We start from the raw sequence: 19499 nt of genomic DNA, 5'->3' as shown, positions 1-19499 counted from the left end.
GCGCGGCGGGCGGTGTCGGGGGCAGGCTGACGGTCCGCGCGGCGGGCGGTGTTCGTTCTCAGCGGTCCGCGCTGCCGGGCGGGACGACCCATTCGGCGGACCGGCCGGTGAGCGAGGAGATCATGTCGAAGTCACCGTCGTAGTGGAGGACCGTCCGCCCGTTCAGCTCGGCCGTGGCGGCGACCAGCAGATCGGGGAAGGACAGGGCGCGGTGGAAGCCCGCGTTGAGCGCGTGGCGCTGGATCTCCAGCGCGCGGGTGAATGCCTCGTCGTCGCTGTGGAGGTAGTCGAAGGCGTGGAGCCAGGTGCTGATGCGTGTCGCCTCCGAGCTGTCTCGCGCCGAGTGGATCATTTCGTACTCGGTGGGTTGGCACACGGCGAGAAGGTAGCGCTCGTGAAGGGGCTTGAGCACTTCTTTGACGCTCGGCTTCGTCCGGCGCGCGAGTGCGGACCTGTCGATCGGATAGCGGTCCTGCATCAGGCGGCCCGGCCTCCGCTGCGGCCGTGCTCGCGCGTGAGGGAGCCGTCGGCGTTGCGAGGGCCTGTGCTCTCGACGATTTCGCTGAAGTCGAGTTCGCCGGAGTCCATCGCGGCGAAGAACTCCTCCCGAGCCCCGGCGGAGCGGGGCTGTCCGCGGGGCTCGGCGTCGCGGGCGCGCCGGGCCGGGTCGGCGGGCTCAGTCGCCGTTGCGCTTCGCCGACTCGTTCTCCTGGGCGAGGCGTCGTAGCGCCAGCAGCGCCGGTTCGAGAAGGATCGTCAGGACGACGGCGCGCTCGGCCTGCTCTATCGGATCGGTGGAGTGCTGCAACTCGTCCAGGTCCAGGACGGCGGCCCGCTCCGCGAGTTCCGCGTACGGGACGAGGGTCCGCCAGTGGTAGTCCATGCCGAGGGACCGCAGGGTGTCCAGGGTCTCGTCGATGACCCCCCTGCCCGGTGCGCCGTCCGATACCCGCCAGCCCATCTCGGCGATCAGGGTGTCGGCCTCGGTGGGCTCCGCGGCACGGTCCCCGCCACCCGCCGCATCAGCGGGAGCGGAGCCCGCCGTTTCGGGAGTGGAGTCCGCCGCATCGGGAGTGGAGCCCGTCGGCTCGGAAGCGGAGTCCCCGGCCTTGGCGTCGGCCGCGCCGTCGCCGTTCCCGCCGCAGCTCCTGTCCGTGGCCGGCCGGCCGCCCAGGACCAGCCCCAGTACCTCGTGGAGATCGCTCTCATGCGCGGAGACCGCACGGAGCACTTCCCGGGTGGCGCTGACGGAAAGGCCGCGGACCCCGATCAGCGCCCGGACGAGCCGTAGCCGCCGGACGTGCTGGTCGCCGTACTCGGCCTGGGTCGCGGACGTCGCCCGTCCCGGCGGCAGCATCCCCTCGCGGATGTAGTACTTGATCGTCGCGACCGGGACGCCGCTGCGACGGCTCAACTCGGAGATGCGCACCTGTCCTCACTTCCCACTAGCCATTGGGTAGTGGCACTGTCTAATATGGATAGTGCCACTCGCCACTACTGAGGAGAGAGTACGGTGCCGACCCTTCCCTGGACGATTCCGAACCCGGCCCCACCGCGTACCAAGGCTCTGGTCATGGCCTCCCGCTTCGAGGTGCGGTCGGGCCGGGACGTGCCGCGTTTCTTCCTGAAGTCGCTCTCCGCGTGGCGGCAGGTCCGGTCGGCGCCCGGTGCGTACGGCGCGTCGCTCATCGCCCAGCCCTTCAAGCGGGTGTTCTACACGCTCTCGGCGTGGGAGGACCGCGACGCCCTGTACGCGTACGCCAGGACCGATCCGCACCGGGGGGTGGTGAGCGATGTGCGGTCGACCATGAAGGCGTCCACATTCACCTTCTGGGAGGTGTCCGTCGAAGAGCTGCCCATCACCTGGGCCGACGCGAAGCGGCGCATCGCCGACCAGGCCGTGTCCGAGAGGGCGACATGAGCGCCTCCGAAACGGTGGTCGCGGCGGCGCGGCCGGAGGAGACCGGTGGGCGCCGGTTCCCCCTGTGGCTGTCCATCGTCGTCTGCGCTCTCCCGATGTTCATGGTGGCCCTGGACAATCTCGTCGTATCGACAGCGCTCCGGACGCTCGCAGTCGACCTCCGGGCGTCGACCGAGGAACTGCAGTGGTTCGTCAACGCCTATGTGCTGAGCTTCGCCGGACTCCTCCTGACCGGCGCCGCGCTCGGCGACCGGTTCGGCCGCCGCAAGGTGTTCGTCCTGGGCATCGCGGTCTTCACGCTGTCGTCCATCGGCTGCGGACTCGCCGACACGAGCGGTGAACTCGTCCTCGGCCGTACGGTCCAGGGTTTCGGCGCGGCGGCCGTCATGCCGCTGTCCCTGACCCTGCTCGCGCACACCGTGCCCGCCCGGCTGCGCGGTCTGGCGCTCGGGCTCTGGTCAGCGGTGAGCGGTCTGGCCGTGGCACTCGGCCCGGTCGTCGGCGGCGCCGTGGTGGGCGGCCTCGACTGGCAGTGGATCTTCTGGATCAACATTCCGGTCGGCGTCGTCACGATCCCGCTGGTCATGATCGTGCTGGACGAGAGCAAGCTGCCCGGCACCCGCCTGGACCTGCCCGGCATGCTGCTCGCCACGGGCGGCCTGGTCGCCCTGGTGTGGGGCATCGTCAACGGCGGTTCGGACGGCTGGACCTCGGCGCGCATCCTCGGCGTACTGTTCGTCGGCGCGGCGCTGCTGGCCCTGTTCGTCCTCTGGGAGCGCCGGGCGGCCCAGCCGCTGCTGCCGCTCGGCTTCTACCGCGTCCGCGCCTTCGTGCTGTCCAACATCGTGTCCGCCGCCATGTACTTCGGGGTGTTCGGCTCGATCTTCCTGCTCTCCCAGTACCTCCAGGTCGCCCCGGCGCGTACGCCGCTGCACGCCGGCGTCCTCACGCTGGCCTGGACCCTGATGCCGATGCTCATCGCCCCGCTCGCCGGTGCCTTCACCGACCGGGTGGGCGGCGGACGCCTGATGGCGCTCGGCCTCTTCCTGCAAGCGGCGGGCCTGGCCTGGATCAATCTGGTGGCGACAGCGAACACGCCGTACTCGCAGCTGGTCGGTGCCATGATCCTCGCCGGTACGGGCATGGGCCTCGCCTTCGCCCCCACGGCGGCGGTGGTGCTCGGCGCGGTGGGCCAGGAGAACCAGGGCAAGGCGTCGGGGGCCAACATCACGGTCCGGGAGATCGGCGGCGCCATCGGTATCGCCGTACTCAGCACGGTCTTCGTGCACAACGGCAGCGACCGTGGCCCGCAGCAGTTCGTGGACGGACTGCACCCGGCCGTCTGGGTCGGCGTCTGCGTGGTGCTCGTCGGCGCCTTCTGCGCCCTGGGCATCCCGCATCGGCGGTCCGACACGGGTGACAGGTCCGCAGGGGGGTCCGGCCCGGTCCGCGACCGTTCGGCCGAGCATCGCGCGAACGAGCCCGATGTGTACGGGCCCGATGTGCACGGGCCCGATGTGCACGGGTCCCACGCGCACGGGTCCCACGCGCACGGGTCCCGTGCGAACGAGTCCCGTGCGAACGAGGCGACGGCGGTCTGAGCTTCGCGCTCCGGGCGCTCCGGGTGCTCCGCGCGTACGAGCGGCGGTACGGCATCCTGTGCCGCCCGCCGCCCGCCGCCCGCCGCCCGCCGCCCGCGCTCACGTCATCCCGTGGCCGCCCCGCTCCCGCAGCGCGCCGCCAACCGTGCGACCAGTTCGGCCGCCGGGCCGACGTGGGCCACCTCCGCCGCGCTCATCATGGGGTTCGCGGCGCGATGGGCCGCGACATGGGCGAGGTCGTCGTCGGGCACACCGCCGATCGCGGCGAGCCGGGGCATCAGAGCGGTGAGCAGTGCCCGGCCGCCCGAGGCGGCGGGGGACGCCGGGTCGACCGCGACCTGGGCCAGGATCAGCGCGGACATGGCCCGGTCCCGGCCGGGAGGGCCCTCGGCCGAGGTGGTCCAGTCGATCACCACCGGACCCTCGGGCGTCAGGACCACGTTGTCCGGGTGCAGATCGAGGTGGAGGACGCGGTCCCCGGGGTGCGCGGCGAGCCGGGCCGGGACCGTGTGCAGCAGATCCAGCAGCCCGGCGATCTCCGTCGCGGCCTCGTCCGCCGTGAGCGCGCCGCCCAGCAGCGCCTGGAGCATCGTCGTACCGGTGAGGCGGCGCATCACCAGGTCCGACCGGGAGTCGAAGGCCGGGGAGGAGGTGACGCGGGGGACCGGGAAGCCGTGGTCCGCGAGGTGCGCCATCACGGCCGCCTCCGGGGTGGCGTCGGCGCCGTCGCGGTAGCGGCGCAGCACCCACGCCTCGTCGTCGAGCGCATACACATCGGCCGTACGGCCCGAACCCAGCAATTGACCTATTCGCATGGGGGGAATCTAGTGCCCCTCCCGGCAAGCCCTGCCCGAGGGCTTGACCGCCCGGCGGTGGGCGTGGGCGCCGTGTCCCGGAGCCCGTGCCGCCACCCCGCCGACCGGCCCCCATAACGTGAAGTGAGGGGGCGGACGGGATCTCCTGACCTGACGTGTACGCGGCTACGGTTTCGGCAATTCCCCCGAAGCCAAGGAGAGTTCCGTGGAGAGAACCATGCTCCGTAGACGTGCACTCGCCGCATGTACCGCCACAGTGGCCGTCGGCGCACTCGCGCTCGCCGGTCTGACCGGAATGGCCTCGGCCGATCCCGCCCCCACGGCGGGTACGGCCACCCCCGTAGCAGCGGACCAGCTCTCGCCCGGCCTGCTGAAGGCCATGCAGCGTGATCTCGGACTCGACGCGAACGAGGCCAGGACCCGCATCGCCCACGAGTACCGGGCCGCGACCTCGGCCGCCGCGCTCAAGAAGTCCCTCGGCGCCAGCTTCGCCGGTGCCCGGGTCAGCGGTGACGCCGCGGCCCTGACCGTCGCCACCACCGACGCCGCCGATGTCACCCGCATCGCCAAGGCGGGCGCGAAGGCGGAGGTCGTCGACCACAGCCTCGCCGAGCTGGACGCGGCCAAGGCGGCGCTCGACAAGGTCGCGCTGAACAAGGCGCCCAAGGACGTGCCGGTCTGGTACGTCGACGTGCGCACCAACCGGGTCGTCGTCGAGGCCACCCAGGCCGCCGCCGCCAACGCCTTCCTCACCTCCGCCGGTGTCGCTCCCGGGCTGGTGACGGTCAGTCACTCCACCGAGCAGCCGCGGACGTTCGCGGACCTGCGTGGCGGTGACGCGTACTACATGAACGGGCAGGGCCGCTGCTCCATCGGCTTCCCCGTCAAGCGCGGCACCACCCAGGGTTTCGTCAGCGCCGGGCACTGCGGTACGCCGGGTGTGACCACCAGTGGGGTCAACCAGCAGGCCCAGGGCTCCTTCCAGGGCTCCACCTTCCCGGGCCGTGACTACTCCTGGGTCGCCGCCAACAGCAACTGGACCGCCCGCCCGCTGGTCAACGGCTACGGCAACGGCGACGTGACGGTCACCGGTTCCACCGAGGCCGTCGAGGGTTCCTCGGTCTGCCGCTCCGGTTCGACGACCGGCTGGCACTGCGGCTCCGTGCAGCAGCGCAACAGCAGCGTCACGTACCAGGAGGGCACCGTCTCCATGGTGACCCGCACCAACGTGTGCGCCGAACCCGGTGACTCCGGCGGTTCGTTCATCTCCGGCAGCCAGGCGCAGGGTGTCACCTCGGGCGGCACCGGCAACTGCTCGCAGGGCGGTACGACGTACTTCCAGCCCGTGAACCCGGCGCTCCAGGCATACGGCGTGACGCTGGTGACCAGCGGCACCCCGACCGACCCGCCGACCGGCCCGCCCACCAACCCGCCGAACCCGGGCGGCACCTGGGCGGCCGGGACGAACTACAACGCCGGCGATGTCGTGACGTACGGCTCCGGCAGCTACCGCTGCCTCCAGGGACACCAGGCGCAGCCCGGCTGGACTCCTCCGGTCGTGCCGGCGCTCTGGCAGCAGGTCTGAGGACCTGAACGCGGCGACCCGCGGCCGTCACCGCTCGCGCGGATCAGTCCGTGCGAGCGGAACAGCCGCGAGGGACCGCAGGTAGGAGAACAACCGAACCGCGCGCCGCCCGGCCAACGCCTTGCCTGTGCCTCCCGGCCGGGCGGCACGCACCCCCTGTCATGCACGTGTCCTTCCCCCATTCCGAGGAATCAGCCATGACTCCAGACGTACCCGAAGAGACCGGCGGCGGCCCGCGGATCAGCCGCAAGAACCTCCTGAAGGCCGCCGTGGTCGCCGGTGCGGTGCCCCTGTTCGCGGGTGGCGGGGTCGCGCTCGCCCGCGACAAGCGCGCCAGCAGCGGTCCCCTGCCCCTGACCCCCGACTGCGACGACGGCGACCACCCCACGCCGGAGCAGATGGAGGGCCCGTACTTCAAGCCCAACTCACCGCTCCGCACCAGCCTGGTCACGTCGAGCACCCCCGGCGTCCCGCTGACCGTCAGCGGATACGTCTTCGGGCGGGCCTGCCAGCCCATCTCCGGGGCGCTCCTCGACTTCTGGCAGGCCGACACCAACGGCGGCTACGACATGGCCGGCTTCGGGTTCCGGGGCCACCAGTTCACCGACCAGTCGGGCAAGTTCACGCTCACCACGATCGTGCCGGGTCTGTACCCCGGCAGGACGCGGCACATCCACGTGAAGGCGCAGGCGCCCGGTGGGCGCATCATCACCACTCAGCTGTACTTCCCGAACGAGCCGCGCAACAACACCGACACCATCTACGACCCGGTGCTGCTGATGAACGTGCGGCAGGTCGGCTCGGGCAAGGAGGGCACCTTCGACTTCGTGCTCAACGTCGCCCAGACCCCGACGAACCCGCCGACCAATCCGCCCACCAACCCGCCGACCAACCCGCCCACGGGCGGCACCTGGGCGACGGGGACGCTGTACAAGGCGGGTGACCGCGTCACATACGGCGGGGTCGCGTACCGCTGCCTGCAAGGGCACTCGGCCATCACCGGCTGGGAGCCCCCGAATGTCCCCGCGTTGTGGGAACGCGGGTAGACAGCGGCAGTCGGACGCGTACCACCGCTGCGCGGACGTGACCCGGGGTTGTGGGAACACCCCTCTGTACGGGCACGTGCCGCGCCTGGCCCGGACCGGATCGGTGCGCTCCCGGTCCGGGCCGTTCGCGGGAGCCGGAAGGGCCCCCTCACGTCCGCTCAAACGTGAGCGGGGCCCTTCCGTTGCCGGCCACGGCCGGCGCCGACGGCCCCCCGCACTTCCTCGGCACGAACCGGGGGAGTGCGGGTCGGGCACTCTCCGGCCGACGGCGTTAGCCTGGAGGAGAGGACCCGGCCGCGCCCCTCTCGTGCCGATGTGCCGGTGCGGTGAAGTGCCAGTGCGGTGATGTACCGCTGTACGGACGTACGTCGACGTCGGACGCACACCGCGCGGGTGCGAAGCCCGTGTGAATTTGTGGGCGTGATCCCGGGAAGCCGAGGAGAGGACGCCTCTCATGGAGATCCTGATCACCGCGGCCGTGGTCGTGGGACTGCTCGTCCTGGGCTGGATCGCGATCCATCTGCTCAACAGCCGGGCCCGCCGCACGCATCTGGACACGGCCCCGCGCGACCGGGGAATCGCCGGGTTCGGCGACGCCCTCGGGAACGGCCGGACCGGTGCCACACGCCACGGCAGCCACCGGGCGGGCCACCGCCCCTGATCCACGCCCCCTGGTCCCGTTATGCCCCTGATCCCGGCCCCGACGCGCGGTCGTATGCCCGGGGCGCACGGAACGCACGGGGTGCACGGAACGCACGGGGTGCACGGAACGCACGGGTCACTTGGCGTCGGAGTACCGCTCCACCACGGCCGTCGTGAACGAGAACCGTACCGGGGTCTCCCCGAACGCGGTCCGCCCGGCCACCTCACCGGCCGCGCGGATCGCTTCCACCACCGCCCCGGCCTCCGCCTCCGGACAGTGCACGACCACCTCGTCGTGCTGGAAGAAGACCAGCTCGGCCCGGAGGTCCCCGGCGGCCAGCCGCTGCCGGAGCGCCGCCAGCAACAACAGCGCCCAGTCAGCCGCACTGCCCTGCACCACGAAGTTACGGGTGAACCGGCCGCGCGCCCGCGCGGACGACGACGAGTGACCGGCCCCCGATCCGGGCCCTACAGCCCCGCCCCTTTCCGCCCAGCCCCCGTCCGGCCCGCTTCCTTCCGTCCCGTCCCCGACGGCCGCCTCCTCCTGCGGTATCCCGGCCTCCCCGTCGTCGTCCGCGCCCGGCACCGGAGGGCTGGTCCGCCCGAGCCAGGTCCGCACCAGACGGCCCTCCTCACCCGCCTTCGCCGCGTCGTCGACGTAGGCCACGGCGAGGGGGAACCTCCGCCGCAGCGCCGCCAGGTTCTTCAGTCCGTCCCCGGACGTCTGGCCGTAGACGGCGCCGAGCAGCGCGAGCTTCGCGTGGTCCCGGTCGCCGTGGAACGCGCGGTCCGACAGGGCCGTGTAGAGATCGCCCTCCTGGCCCGCCACCTCCATCAGCCCCCGGTCGCGGGAGATCGCGGCCAGGACACGCGGTTCCATCTGGTCGGCGTCCGCGACGACGAGGCGCCAGCCCTCGTCCGCGACCACCGCCTGGCGTATCACCTTGGGGATCTGGAGCGCCCCTCCGCCGTTGGTCGTCCAGCGCCCGCTGACCGTGCCGCCCGGCTGGTACTCCGGACGGAAGCGGCCCTCGCGCACCCAGTCCTGGAGCCAGCTCCAGCCGTGCGCCGTCCAGATCCGGTACAGCTTCTTGTACGCGATCAACGGCTCCACCGCCGGGTGGTCCAGCTCCGCCAGCTCCCAGCGCCGGGTCGACCGCACCTTGATCCCGGCCTCCGCGAACGCCTTCACCACGTCGGCGGGCAGGTCCGGCCGCACCCGTCGGCCGAAGGCCGCCGACACCTCGTCCGCCAGCTCCGCCAGTCTGCGGGGCTCCCCACCGCCCGCGTACCGCTCACCGAGCAGCCCGTCCAGCACCTCGCGGTGCACATCGGCCCGCCAGGGCAGCCCCGCCCTGTTCATCTCGACGGCCACCAGGGTCCCGGCCGACTCGGCGGCCGTGAGCAGCCGCATCCTGTCCGGGTGCGCGGTGGCGTCATGGCGGCGCAGCTGCTCCGCGTACACCTGGAGAAGCCCCCCGAACGGCACCTCCGCCCCGGCGCCCGGCTCGAACAGCGCCGACTGCGCGCCCGGCTCGGCGGGCCGGGGCGGCGGATCGGGCGGTACGGGGGCGTTGCGCGACCGGGCCCAGGCGGCCGCCGCCGACCGGGGCTCGCCCAGCCTGCCCTCATGGGCCAGCAGCAGCGACTCGGCCGCCTCGATGTCATAACACCGCTCGACCCGCACACCGGCCGTGAGCAGCCTCGGGTAGATCCCGGCGGTCGACCGCCACACCCAGCGCGTCACCTCGGGCCGCGACCGCACGGCCTCGACGAGGTCCGGCTCGGCGACGACAGGACCGGCGGGCAGGCCGTCGTGCCCCAGCGGCGCGAGGAGCGCCCCGCCGCCCTCTGCCGTGGTCACAGCCCAGCGTCCGGTCATGGATCGAGTCTGGCAGCAGCCACTGACATCGCCACTGACGTCGAGACTGACATCGGCGGTGGTCCACGGGCTGCGGCGGCCGTGGCTCAATCGCTGTCCGTCGGCCGTCGCCCGCTGACCGTCGCCCGCCGTCCTCCGCCCTCCGACCGGCCGACCGCCGCTCCCGCGTCGGCGGGCCCCGGGACCGGCGCGGGGGACGGGCGCTGGATGCCGGTCGGGAGGCCCACCGGGAGGCCCACCGTCGAGCCTGTCAGGTCCACGTCCGAAATGGCGGCCATGGTCGTTACCCTGACGCCCATGAGCCACGATCACGACCCCGACCACGAACCCGTCCTCAAGCGCAGCAAGTGGGGGACGAACCGTTACGTCTACAACCACCGCAACCCGGTGGGCATGGCGCTCATCGTCATCACGCCGGTCATCGCGATCGGCGTACTGCTGATCCTCTTCAACAGCGGCCCGCGGTGACCGGTCGCGGGTGACCGCCGCGTCCCACCGCCCGCCGCGTCCCACCGCCCGCCGGGGAGTAGCGGGGCAGCCCCCACCCCGACCTCTCTTACCCTGACCTCATGGAACCGGTGATCGACCAGGCATTCGCTGCGGCCCTCTACTCGGACGGCGACGCCGGACTCGACACCGGCGCGTCCCTGCTCGCCGCCGACCCCTCGGCCGACGCGGAACTGCTGCGCAGGGGCGAGGAATTCGTCCGGCGGGCCTGGGACCGGGGCTGGCTCCCCGCCGATGTCGTACGGCTGGTGCGCCGCGAACTCGACGGGACGAGGGCCGGTATCGCCGCCGCCCTGATCACCGCGGAGACCGGACGGTACGCGCGCCTGCCGCCCCGCTGGTCCGCCCAGCTCGCCGAACTGCCCGCACCGCCCCCGCCGAACCGGCCCGACCGGTTCTCGTACGCCTCCGCCGTGCTGGACCTCTACCGGCTGCTCCTGCGGCTCCCCGCCGTCGAGCCGGTCGGCCCGCCGCCCGGCGACCCGTTCGGCCCCGGCCGTCCCACGCGCCTGCCGCCCGCGCACGACGAGCCCCGGATGCTCACCCGGATTCGCGCACTGCTCGCCAAGGCCGAGGCCACGGGATTCCCGGAGGAGGCGGAGGCGCTCACCACCAAGGCCCAGGAACTGATGGCCCGGCACAGCATCGACGAGGCCCTGCTCGCCGCACGCACCCACAGCGCGGCGGCCCCCGGTGCCTGCCGGATCGGGGTCGACGCCCCGTACGAGACGGCGAAGGCGATCCTGCTGGACGCGGTGGCCTCGGCGAACCGCTGCCACGCGGTGTGGAACAGCGACCTCGGCTTCTCTACCGTCGTCGGATTCGAACCCGACCTGGAGTCCGTGGAGCTGCTGTACACCTCGCTGCTGGTGCAGGGCACGGCCGCGATGACGAAGGCGGAGGCGGGACAGCGGGCCGGCGGACGCAAGCGGACCAAGACGTTCCGGCAGTCCTTCCTGATGGCGTACGCCCAGCGGCTGGGGCGGCGCCTCGCCTCGGACACGGCCCGCGTGACGGCGGCCTCGACGGCGTCCGGGCCGGGCGGCGGCGACGCGGCGCCGGACCTGCTCCCGGCCCTGGCGGCGCGGGACATCGCGGTCACGGACGCGGCCGAGCGGATGTTCCCCCGTACGACGAGCACCCGCGTCCGGGGCGCCACGGACCCGGACGGCTGGACCCACGGCACGGAGGCGGCGGACCGGGCCCGGACGGGCGGACCGGGCCGCGACCGGGGGATCACCCGCTGAGGTACGGGGCGCCGGGGACCGCCCCTCGCCCCCGTCGGCAGGTGTTCATCGGACCACCCCCGCTCCCGCCCCCGACCCACCGGCACGCATTCATCGCGGGACCACGGGCAGACGATCTTCGCGTACGTCCGCCCCGGACGGCGTCGGCCCCATGCCGCCCTTTACGTTCCGAAAGTCGGTCTTGTCCATCATTCCGGTTAGGCTCGGCACATGAGCTGGCTCCGGGCGATCAAGGAGACCGCCCGCTCGGGGCTGAAGATCGAGCAGCGGCGTCTCGAACCGCTCGTCGCACTCCGCGGCGCCATCGGTCTCGCGCTCGTCGTCGGCGTCAGCCTCGCCGTCTTCGGGCCCGTGGTCGCCGCCAGCTCCGCGTTCGGCGCGTTCCAGGCGGCCATCGCCACCTTCCAGCGCAGTTGGCGCCCCCGCCCCGTCCTCGCCCTCGTCTCCGGCGCGAGCCTCGCCGTGTCGACGTTCCTCGGCTATCTCACCGGTTCCCACACCGCCCTGTTCGTGGTGCTGCTCGCGCTCTGGACGTTCGGGGCGGGTCTGGCATGGGCGGCCGGCCCGACCGGCGGCATCATCGCCACCTCCAACGTGGCGATCATGCTGGTGACGGTCACCCTGCCCACCTCCGTGGGCGGAGCGGCCGTGCACGCCGCGATGATCGCGGTCGGCGGAGTGGTCCAGGCGGGGCTGATCGTCCTCTTCCCGGTACGCAGATGGGGCGCCCAGCGCGACGCGCTCGCCGACGCCCTGGCCGCCGAGGCCGACTACGCCCGTCGACTGCGCCACGACCCGGTCGCCCACTTCGACCCCGAACCGCTCATGACCGCCCGCAACGCGGCCGCCGTCACCCCGCGCCAGGCCCGCCGCCGCCCCGCGGAGCTGCACGGCGCCCGAGGCGTCGCGGAGCGGATCAGGCCGGTGCTCGCCTCGCTCGCCGACCCGGCGCTGGGGGTGCCCGAGGAGGGCGACGAACGGTCCAGGGTCCGTGAACTGCTGGGCGCCGCCGGCGTGGTGCTCGACGCGGCGGCCCGCGCCATCCGGCACGGCGACCCCGTACAGCTCCCCGCCCCGGCCCTCTCGCTCCTGAAGACCCCCGACACCGGGGTGATCCTCGCCGGACCGCCCCGGCGCGCGGCCGACCGGCTCACCGCGCTGCTCGCCGACGTCCTGGAGACCGCCGAGGGCGCGGGCACGGGCACGGGCGACCGGAGCGCCACCGAGGACGCCGGACTCCCACACCGCCCCCGCCCCACGCTCCTTCGGCTGATCCCCGTCGTGCTGACGGCGATCCGCGGCGAACTGCGCCGGGGCTCACCGATCCTGCGGCACGCCGTCCGGGTCTCCGCGGTGGCCTCCGTCGGCTATCTGATCGGCACCACCCTGCCGCTCGGCCACGGCTACTGGGCTCCGATGGCGGCCGTCATGGCGATGCGCCCCGAGTTCTCCCAGACGTACTCACGGTCCGTCGCCCGTCTCTGCGGCACGATCGTCGGGGTCGCGGTCGCCACCGGCCTCGTGGAGGCCACCCATCCCGGCGCCGTCCTCTCCGCCGCGCTCGCCGTGGCCTGCGCCTGGCTGATGTACCTGCTGATGCGCACCGGCTATGTGGTCGGCCAGGTCTGCGTCTCCGCGTACGTCGTCTTCCTGCTCGGCATGGCGGGCGACGACTGGTCGCAGACCGTCCCCGAACGGGTCGTCCTCACCCTCGCGGGCGGGGTGCTCGCGATGGTCTCGTACGCCGCGTTCCCGGCCTGGGAGACGCCCAGGCTGCGCGGCAGGCTCGCCGACTGGCTGGTCTCGGACGGGCGGTACGCCGCCGCGGTCGTCGACCAGTACGCCGACCCGTCGGCCAGGGACCTCGAAGCGGTGCGCACCGCGCTGATCGCCACCCGCCAGGCCCGGGTCGACTGGCAGACCGCCCTGGCCACGGCCCAGCACGAGCCCGTACGCAACCGGGGTCTGTCCCGCGCCGCCGCCGGGGAGACCCAGCTCGCGCTCGCCCAGCTCGGCCGGGTCGCGATGGTGCTGGAGGCGCACCTGCCGGAGCGCGCGGCCCGCCCCGTACCCGCCGCCGCCCAACTCGCCGACGCCCTGCGCAAGGCCACCGAGAAGGGCGCGAAGGCGGTACGGGAACGGCGCGTCCCGGAATGGGACGCGGTGCGCGAGGTCCTGGTCCAGTGGGACGCGGAGGAGGCCGAGGAGCGGGCGGACGGCGTCGAGCGGAGCGACCCGCTGCTCCGGAACGGGGCGGAACAACTGCTTCAAGCGCTGGAGGAGTTCTCGCGCGGGCTGCGGGCCGGCCCGTGAACCCCCAGGCCCGGCAGGCCCACGCGTCTCGCACATCCGCAGGCCGCCCGCACGCCGTCCGGCACCCCGTCGCCCCGCGCGTCCCGCCCGCGCGTCCGGCTCAGCATCGCCGCGTGCCGCCCGCACGCCCGGTACACCCCCGGTCCCGCCCGGCCCGCACGCCCCGCCCCCCTCCGCACGTCCTGGTCAGAGCGTGGGCAGGCCCGACGGCAGACCGGTGGGCATGCCGGTCGGCAGATTCGACGGCAGCGTGCTGGGCAGACCGCTCCCCGTCGCCCTGGTGAGCTTGTCCGTGATCCCGCCGCCCCACGAGACCACGATGGCGCTCCCGTCATGGGAGTCGACGGTGCCCGACGCCCGCCCGGTGTCCCCGTCGACACAGGTGAGGGCCAGCGTCGCGCTCTCCGCCCTCTTCACCGACCCCTGGCAGACGTGCTGACCCGCGACGAGCGTGGCCGTGTCGCCGGTCACCGTCAGGACGACCGCCTTGCCGTCGGTCAGCCCCGCCCATGAACCGTCCAGCGCCGCGGCGCCCGACTTCCCCGAGTCGTCGTCACGGCCGTCCGAGCCGCCTCCCGTCGACACGGCCGACTCCTTACGGCCGTCGTTCTTGTCACTTCCGTCACTGGATTCGTCACCGCCGCAGCCGCTGAGTATCAGCGCGGTGACAAGTCCGGCGGTGAGAACAGCGGTCCCCCGTGCGATCCGGCGCATGTGGAATTCCCCCTTTGTTGGTCGAAAGCCCGATCAAGTTACCAGCGTCCACCGGTCAACTCGCCGTACCGGGAGCCAAATAGGCATGCCGTTCGTCTTCTTCTCAGACATCCTTCACATGAGTGCGCGGGTGATACCGCGGAGCTGTAACCGAGGGAACACCCGGCGTGCACGTGCATCCGCACATGCAGGCGCTCATGCATCGGCATATGAACACAGCTATGATCCGAGATCAGTTGACACTTGCACCTTGCAACTCGGGGAGCGTCCTGTGCACGACGTGTACAACGGCATGGCGGCCACAGAGCTTCGCGGAGCCGTCTGGCAGAAGAGCAGACACAGCAACTCGCAGGGCTCCTGCGTGGAGTTCGCGAAACTGCCCGGCGGGAATGTGGCGATGCGCAATTCGCGCCACCCCGACGGGCCGGCCCTGGTGTACACACCCGCCGAGATAGAGGCGTTGCTGCTCGGCGTGAAGGACGGGGAGTTCGACCATCTGGCGGCGGGCGGCTGACCGCCGCCCGCCCTCATACGGCGTCGGTCAGCCGGAACAGCGCCCAGACCACCTTGCCGCGCGGCGTACCGGCGGCCGGGGTGTCCCCCGCCAGCATCGGGGACGGGTGCCATCCCCAGCTGTCGCTGAAGGACTCCACCAGGAAGAGACCGCGGCCCGACTCCGCCGAGTCCGCCGCCTCGCCCGCGACCGGGCTCGCCTGACTGGGATCGCGCACCGCGCACACCAGACGTGAGGACCAGCGCATCAGGTGCAGCCGCACCGCCGCGTCGCGGAGCCCCCGTATGCCGTCCCGGGCGGTGTCCCGGTCGGACTGCCGGGGTATCTCGGCGGCCTCCCGGCGCGTCTCCGGCGCCACGGCGTGCCGCAGGGCGTTGGTGACCAGTTCGGAGACGACCAGCGCCACATCGTCGAAGCGGTCGTCCAGGCCCCACTGGGTCAGGGTCGTCCTGGTGAACTTCCTTGCCCCGCCCACCGCTTCGTACCGCGCGGGGAGCGCGCACGAGGCGGACCCGGCGACAGCGGCGGGATCGATCGGGGGAAGCCCCTGCCTTAAGGGCTCGAGCATCGTCGATCCATTCGTCCCCATGCGAGGCACTCCCGGGATTCGCGGCTGTAGCAGAACTACGGTGGTACAGCGGCACAACACGAACGAGCACGCAGGTGCGCGATCGCCATCGTTCCGAATGCGCAGGGCAGATGCAAGGGCAGATGCACGTGCACGCGACCGACCTGTCCGCACCCGTGATGGTTCTTGCTCATTTCTTCCTACGTTGACTTTCGTAGGTTTCGGCCGGTCTTCTCATCTCCGTAATCGAATGTGTACGGGCTGAAGCGTTTTGATGGCACAATCCGGCACTTGGGGCTCGGGGGAGCAAGCCCTACGCCAGGGAAGCGATGGGGAAGGGTCGGACCAGTGACGGCGGACGAGTCGAGTGGATCTGTGGTGCGGCGCATCCTGCTGGGGTCGCAACTCAGGCGGCTGCGTGAGTCCCGTGGCATCACCCGCGAGGCGGCCGGCTACTCCATCCGTGCTTCTGAATCGAAGATCAGCCGCATGGAGTTGGGACGGGTGAGCTTCAAGACCAGGGACGTCGAGGACCTGCTCACGCTGTACGGCGTCACGGACGAGGTGGAGCGCGACGCTCTGCTCGGCCTGGTGCGGGCGGCCAATGTGGCGGGCTGGTGGCACAGCTACGGCGATGTGCTGCCCGGCTGGTTCCAGACATATATCGGTCTGGAGGGTGCCGCCTCACTCATCCGTATCTATGAACTCCAGTTCGTACACGGTCTGTTGCAGACCGAGGACTACGCGCACGCGGTCGTCTCACGGGGCATGACCGGAGCCACCACCGCGGAGATCGACCGCCGGGTCGCCCTGCGGCTGGAACGTCAGAAGATCCTCGTGTCCGAGAACCCCTCTCATCTGCACGTCGTCTTCGACGAGTCCGCGCTGCGCCGCCCGTACGGCGACCGGGCCGTCATGCGGGGGCAGTTGAAGCACTTGATAGACATTTCCGAGCGGCCCAACGTCACGGTGCAGGTGATGCCGTTCAGCTTCGGCGGGCACGCGGGCGAGAGCGGCGCCTTCACGATGCTGCGCTTCTCCGAATCGGACCTGTCCGACCTCGTGTATTTGGAACAGCTCACCAGCGCGCTGTATCTCGACAAGCGCGAGGACGTCGTCCAGTACGAGCGGGTGATGGGCCGGCTCCAGGGGGACAGCCCCGATCCGGACGAAAGCCGGGACCTGTTGCGTGGTCTACTCCAACTCTCCTGAAACATAAGTACGATGACCGGACATCAGTTGTCGGCTCTGCGGTAAGGGATCTCATGTCCTTCTTCACTGACCTGGCCCATCAGTACATCGACGGTGAGTGGAAGCCGGGGAGCGGTTCCTGGGACATCATCGATTTCAATCCGTACAACGGTGACCGGCTCGCGTCGATCACCGTGGCCACGGCCGACGAGGTGGACCGGGCGTACCGGGCGGCCGAGCGCGCGCAGAAGGCATGGGCCGAGACCAACCCGTACTCGCGACGGCTGGTCTTCGAGCGGGCGCTGCGGATCGTCGAGGACCGCGAGGAGGAGATCAGCGACGCCATCGTCGCGGAGCTGGGCGGCACCCGGCTGAAGGCGGCCTTCGAGCTGCACCTCGTCAAGGAGTTCCTGCGCGAGGCGGTCCACCTCTCGCTCCAGTCCACCGGCCGCATCCTTCCCTCGCCGGTCGACGGCAAGGAGAACCGGGTCTACCGGGTCCCGGTCGGCGTGGTCGGTGTCATCAGCCCGTTCAACTTCCCGTTCCTGCTGTCGATCAAGTCGGTGGCCCCGGCCCTGGCACTCGGCAACGCCGTGGTCCTCAAGCCGCACCAGAACACACCGATCTGCGGTGGCGCCCTGGTGGCGAAGCTGTTCGAGGACGCGGGGCTGCCGGGCGGACTGCTGAACGTGGTGATCACCGACATCGCGGAGATCGGCGACATGCTGATCGAGCACCCGGTCCCCAAGGTCATCTCCTTCACCGGCTCCGACGCGGTCGGGCGGCACGTGGCGACCGTGTGCGCGGCCAACTTCAAGCGCTCGGTGCTGGAACTCGGCGGCAACAGCGCGCTCATCGTCCTGGACGACGCCGACATCGACTACGCCGTGGACGCCGCGGTCTTCAGCCGGTACGTGCACCAGGGCCAGGTCTGCATGGCGGCGAACCGAATCCTGGTGGACCGGAAGGTCGAGAAGGAGTTCAGCGAGAAGTTCGTCGCCAAGGTCGGCTCGCTCCGGGTCGGCGACCCGGCGGACCCGGCGACCCACATCGGCCCGCTGATCAACTCCACCCAGGCCGAATCCGTGTCCAAGCTCGTCGACCAGGCCGTGGCCGCGGGCGCCACGGCGCTGCTGCACGGCGGCGTCGACGGCAACCTCGTCAGCCCCTCGGTGCTGACCGGACTGGCCGCCGACTCCCCCCTGCTGACGCAGGAGATCTTCGGCCCGGTGGCGATCCTGGTGCCGTTCGACGGCGAGGAGGAGGCGGTACGGATCGCCAACGACACCCCGTACGGGCTGAGTGGCGCGGTGCACACCGGGGACGTGGAGCGCGGCGTGCGCTTCGCCCGCCGGATCGAGACCGGCATGATCCACATCAACGACAGCACCGTCCACGACGAGCCGATCGTCCCCTTCGGCGGCGAGAAGCACTCCGGTGTCGGCCGGCTGAACGGCGAGTCGATGCTGGAGGCGTTCACCACCCAGAAGTGGATCTCGGTGCAGCACGGCCGCTCCCGGTTCCCGTTCTGACGCCGTCGCCCCCCTGTCCGCCAGGGGGCCGATGCCGGCCTGTGAACTGCCCCCGCCCGACGGGCCCTTTAGGACAGAAGCTGTCCTGAAGGGCCCGTAGCTTTACCGGTGTCGGCGAGAAACACACCGGGCGCAGGCCCACGACGGACGGACACACCATGGTCACGCACGTTCCCGCAGGAGCCCCCGAGGACGAGCGCGGAATGCTCCTCGCCTTTGTCGAGGCCCAGCGCGGCGCCGTTCGGCGCTCCCTGCTCGGACTCACCGAGGAGCAGGCCGCGAGCCGGCCGAGCGCCAGTGAGCTGTCGCTCTCCGGGCTGCTCAAGCACTGCGCCGAGACGGAGCTGAACTGGCTGCGGATGGCCCAGCGGCAGCCGAACGAGAAGCGGCGCACCCAGGAGACCTGGGCGGAGAGCTTCCGTCTGGTCGGCGACGAGACCGTGCGCGAGATGCTGGAGTTCTGGGCCGACGTCTCCGCGCAGACCGAGAAGTTCATCCGCTCGGTGGAGGACATGAACGGGACCTTCCCGCTGCCCGAGGCGCCCTGGTTCCCGAAGGACGAACAGTGTTCGATGCGCTGGCTGCTGGTCCACCTCGTCGAGGAGACCGCCCGGCACGCCGGGCACGCCGACATCATCCGTGAGTCGCTGGACGGCCGTACCGCCTTCGAGCTGATCGCCGACGAGGCGAAGGGGGCGGGCTACCCTGGTCAAAATTGAGTAGAAAGACGGGTGGTATGTCCGCGATCCGGCTGCTGGTCCTCGGCGCCGTACGACAGCACGGCCGGGCGCACGGCTATCAGGTCCGCAACGACCTGGAGTACTGGGGTGCCCACGAGTGGTCCACCGCCAAGCCGGGTTCCGTCTACCACGCGCTGAAGCAGATGGCCAAGCAGGGGTTGCTGCTCGCCCACGAGGTGGCCCCGAGCACCGCGGGCGGTCCGCCCCGCACGGAGTACGAGATCACCGGGCGCGGCACCGAGGAGTACTTCACGCTGCTGCGCGCCTCGCTGGTCACGTACGACCAGAAGATGGACGTGCTCTCGGCGGGCCTCGGCTTCGTCGTCGATCTGGAGCGGGTCGAGGCGGTGGCGCTGCTCAGACGGCGGGTGGCGGCCATCAGGGCCTGGCGGGCCTCGGTCACGGACCACTACACGCCGGAGGACGGGCCCGAGTCGATCGGGCACATCGGCGAGATCATGAACATGTGGGTCCACTCCGCGGATGCGGGGGCGGAGTGGACCGAGGGCCTGATCGAGCGCATCGAGGGTGGTGCCTACACCTTCGCGGGCGAGGGCGAGCCGTTCGTCGCGGTGCTCGCCGAGGGCCAGGAGAATCCGTACGCGACCGGGGTGTCCGACCCCCGGGACGCTCACTGATCAAGTTTGACCAATGGGTCCGGACTGGTTATCCTCGACCGTC

At 71.6% G+C, this 19499-nt stretch carries 20 protein-coding genes and 1 pseudogene; 13 read left to right on the top strand and 8 right to left on the bottom strand.

Annotated features, from left to right (window positions below; genetic code table 11):
- Positions 1-58 precede the first annotated feature (58 nt).
- From PZB75_RS12935 to PZB75_RS12930, 3 genes and pseudogenes are all read right to left on the bottom strand, one after another.
- The gene (locus PZB75_RS12935) at positions 59-478 is read right to left on the bottom strand and encodes a PIN domain nuclease (protein WP_275535452.1); all 420 of its coding nucleotides are present in this window, start codon (positions 476-478) and stop codon (positions 59-61) included.
- Positions 478-609: pseudogene (locus PZB75_RS32035) on the bottom strand (type II toxin-antitoxin system VapB family antitoxin); the annotation flags it as partial. The gene PZB75_RS12935 and the pseudogene PZB75_RS32035, both read right to left, overlap by 1 nt.
- A gap of 67 nt (positions 610-676) precedes the next feature.
- Positions 677-1429 carry a MerR family transcriptional regulator gene (locus PZB75_RS12930; protein WP_275535451.1) on the bottom strand — a complete coding sequence of 251 codons (753 nt, stop codon included), beginning with the start codon at positions 1427-1429 and terminating at the stop codon, positions 677-679.
- Positions 1430-1513: 84 nt separating this feature from the next.
- Between PZB75_RS12930 and PZB75_RS12925 the strand changes: the two genes are divergently transcribed.
- Both PZB75_RS12925 and PZB75_RS12920 read left to right on the top strand, forming a co-directional pair.
- Positions 1514-1921, top strand: a complete 408-nt coding sequence (locus tag PZB75_RS12925) for a DUF3291 domain-containing protein (RefSeq protein WP_275535450.1) — start codon at positions 1514-1516, stop codon at positions 1919-1921.
- Positions 1918-3522 (top strand): MFS transporter, encoded by a 1605-nt coding sequence (locus tag PZB75_RS12920; protein WP_275535449.1) that lies wholly within the window; start codon positions 1918-1920, stop codon positions 3520-3522. Before PZB75_RS12925 ends, PZB75_RS12920 begins: the two co-directional genes overlap by 4 nt.
- 104 nt (positions 3523-3626) lie before the next feature.
- On the opposite strand, the gene PZB75_RS12915 is transcribed toward PZB75_RS12920, so the two are convergent.
- The gene (locus tag PZB75_RS12915) at positions 3627-4337 is read right to left on the bottom strand and encodes a phosphotransferase (protein WP_275535448.1); all 711 of its coding nucleotides are present in this window, start codon (positions 4335-4337) and stop codon (positions 3627-3629) included.
- Positions 4338-4554: 217 nt separating this feature from the next.
- Between PZB75_RS12915 and PZB75_RS12910 the strand changes: the two genes are divergently transcribed.
- The 3 genes from PZB75_RS12910 to PZB75_RS12900 all read left to right on the top strand — a co-directional run bounded on the left by PZB75_RS12910 (position 4555) and on the right by PZB75_RS12900 (position 7629).
- Positions 4555-5922, top strand: a complete 1368-nt coding sequence (locus tag PZB75_RS12910) for an alpha-lytic protease prodomain-containing protein (RefSeq protein ID WP_275538689.1) — start codon at positions 4555-4557, stop codon at positions 5920-5922.
- Between the two features lie 197 nt (positions 5923-6119).
- Positions 6120-6968 carry a carbohydrate-binding protein gene (locus tag PZB75_RS12905; protein WP_275535447.1) on the top strand — a complete coding sequence of 283 codons (849 nt, stop codon included), beginning with the start codon at positions 6120-6122 and terminating at the stop codon, positions 6966-6968.
- A gap of 454 nt (positions 6969-7422) precedes the next feature.
- Positions 7423-7629: a hypothetical protein gene (locus PZB75_RS12900; RefSeq protein ID WP_275535446.1), complete on the top strand. Its 207-nt coding sequence runs from the start codon at positions 7423-7425 to the stop codon at positions 7627-7629.
- A 117-nt stretch (positions 7630-7746) separates the two neighbouring features.
- Here PZB75_RS12900 and PZB75_RS12895 read toward each other — a convergent pair whose 3' ends face one another.
- Positions 7747-9492 carry a bifunctional 3'-5' exonuclease/DNA polymerase gene (locus PZB75_RS12895; protein WP_275535445.1) on the bottom strand — a complete coding sequence of 582 codons (1746 nt, stop codon included), beginning with the start codon at positions 9490-9492 and terminating at the stop codon, positions 7747-7749.
- Positions 9493-9578: 86 nt separating this feature from the next.
- Positions 9579-9770 (bottom strand): hypothetical protein, encoded by a 192-nt coding sequence (locus PZB75_RS12890; RefSeq protein WP_275535444.1) that lies wholly within the window; start codon positions 9768-9770, stop codon positions 9579-9581.
- A 19-nt stretch (positions 9771-9789) separates the two neighbouring features.
- Between PZB75_RS12890 and PZB75_RS12885 the strand changes: the two genes are divergently transcribed.
- The 3 genes from PZB75_RS12885 (at position 9790) to PZB75_RS12875 (ending at position 13559) form a co-directional block, all read left to right on the top strand.
- The gene (locus PZB75_RS12885; protein ID WP_275535443.1) at positions 9790-9960 is read left to right on the top strand and encodes a hypothetical protein; all 171 of its coding nucleotides are present in this window, start codon (positions 9790-9792) and stop codon (positions 9958-9960) included.
- Positions 9961-10061: 101 nt separating this feature from the next.
- The gene (locus tag PZB75_RS12880) at positions 10062-11246 is read left to right on the top strand and encodes a DUF2786 domain-containing protein (protein ID WP_275535442.1); all 1185 of its coding nucleotides are present in this window, start codon (positions 10062-10064) and stop codon (positions 11244-11246) included.
- Positions 11247-11456: 210 nt separating this feature from the next.
- Positions 11457-13559 (top strand): FUSC family protein, encoded by a 2103-nt coding sequence (locus tag PZB75_RS12875; protein WP_275535441.1) that lies wholly within the window; start codon positions 11457-11459, stop codon positions 13557-13559.
- A 186-nt stretch (positions 13560-13745) separates the two neighbouring features.
- Here PZB75_RS12875 and PZB75_RS12870 read toward each other — a convergent pair whose 3' ends face one another.
- Positions 13746-14273: a hypothetical protein gene (locus PZB75_RS12870; protein ID WP_275535440.1), complete on the bottom strand. Its 528-nt coding sequence runs from the start codon at positions 14271-14273 to the stop codon at positions 13746-13748.
- A 271-nt stretch (positions 14274-14544) separates the two neighbouring features.
- On the opposite strand from PZB75_RS12870, the gene PZB75_RS12865 reads away from it, so the two are divergent.
- Complete coding sequence (locus tag PZB75_RS12865) at positions 14545-14787, top strand: DUF397 domain-containing protein (RefSeq protein WP_275535439.1); 243 nt, start codon at positions 14545-14547, stop codon at positions 14785-14787.
- Positions 14788-14800: 13 nt separating this feature from the next.
- Here the strand turns inward: PZB75_RS12865 and PZB75_RS12860 are convergent, their stop codons facing one another.
- Entirely contained in the window at positions 14801-15355 is a 555-nt protein-coding gene (locus tag PZB75_RS12860; RefSeq protein WP_275535438.1) for an ATP-binding protein, read from the bottom strand.
- Between the two features lie 348 nt (positions 15356-15703).
- On the opposite strand from PZB75_RS12860, the gene PZB75_RS12855 reads away from it, so the two are divergent.
- From PZB75_RS12855 to PZB75_RS12840, 4 genes are all read left to right on the top strand, one after another.
- Complete coding sequence (locus tag PZB75_RS12855) at positions 15704-16567, top strand: helix-turn-helix transcriptional regulator (protein ID WP_275535437.1); 864 nt, start codon at positions 15704-15706, stop codon at positions 16565-16567.
- A 53-nt stretch (positions 16568-16620) separates the two neighbouring features.
- Positions 16621-18078, top strand: a complete 1458-nt coding sequence (locus tag PZB75_RS12850) for an aldehyde dehydrogenase family protein (protein ID WP_275535436.1) — start codon at positions 16621-16623, stop codon at positions 18076-18078.
- Positions 18079-18236: 158 nt separating this feature from the next.
- Positions 18237-18797, top strand: coding sequence for a DinB family protein (locus tag PZB75_RS12845; RefSeq protein ID WP_275535435.1), 561 nt, complete (start codon positions 18237-18239; stop codon positions 18795-18797).
- A gap of 17 nt (positions 18798-18814) precedes the next feature.
- Complete coding sequence (locus tag PZB75_RS12840) at positions 18815-19456, top strand: PadR family transcriptional regulator (RefSeq protein ID WP_275535434.1); 642 nt, start codon at positions 18815-18817, stop codon at positions 19454-19456.
- The last annotated feature ends 43 nt before the right edge of the window (positions 19457-19499 follow it).

Origin of the sequence: Streptomyces sp. AM 4-1-1, from assembly GCF_029167625.1 — a bacterium.
Classification (GTDB): Bacteria; Actinomycetota; Actinomycetes; order Streptomycetales; family Streptomycetaceae; genus Streptomyces.
Note: the sequence above shows the minus strand (reverse complement) of the source record. Positions and strands in the feature narration are given on the sequence as shown.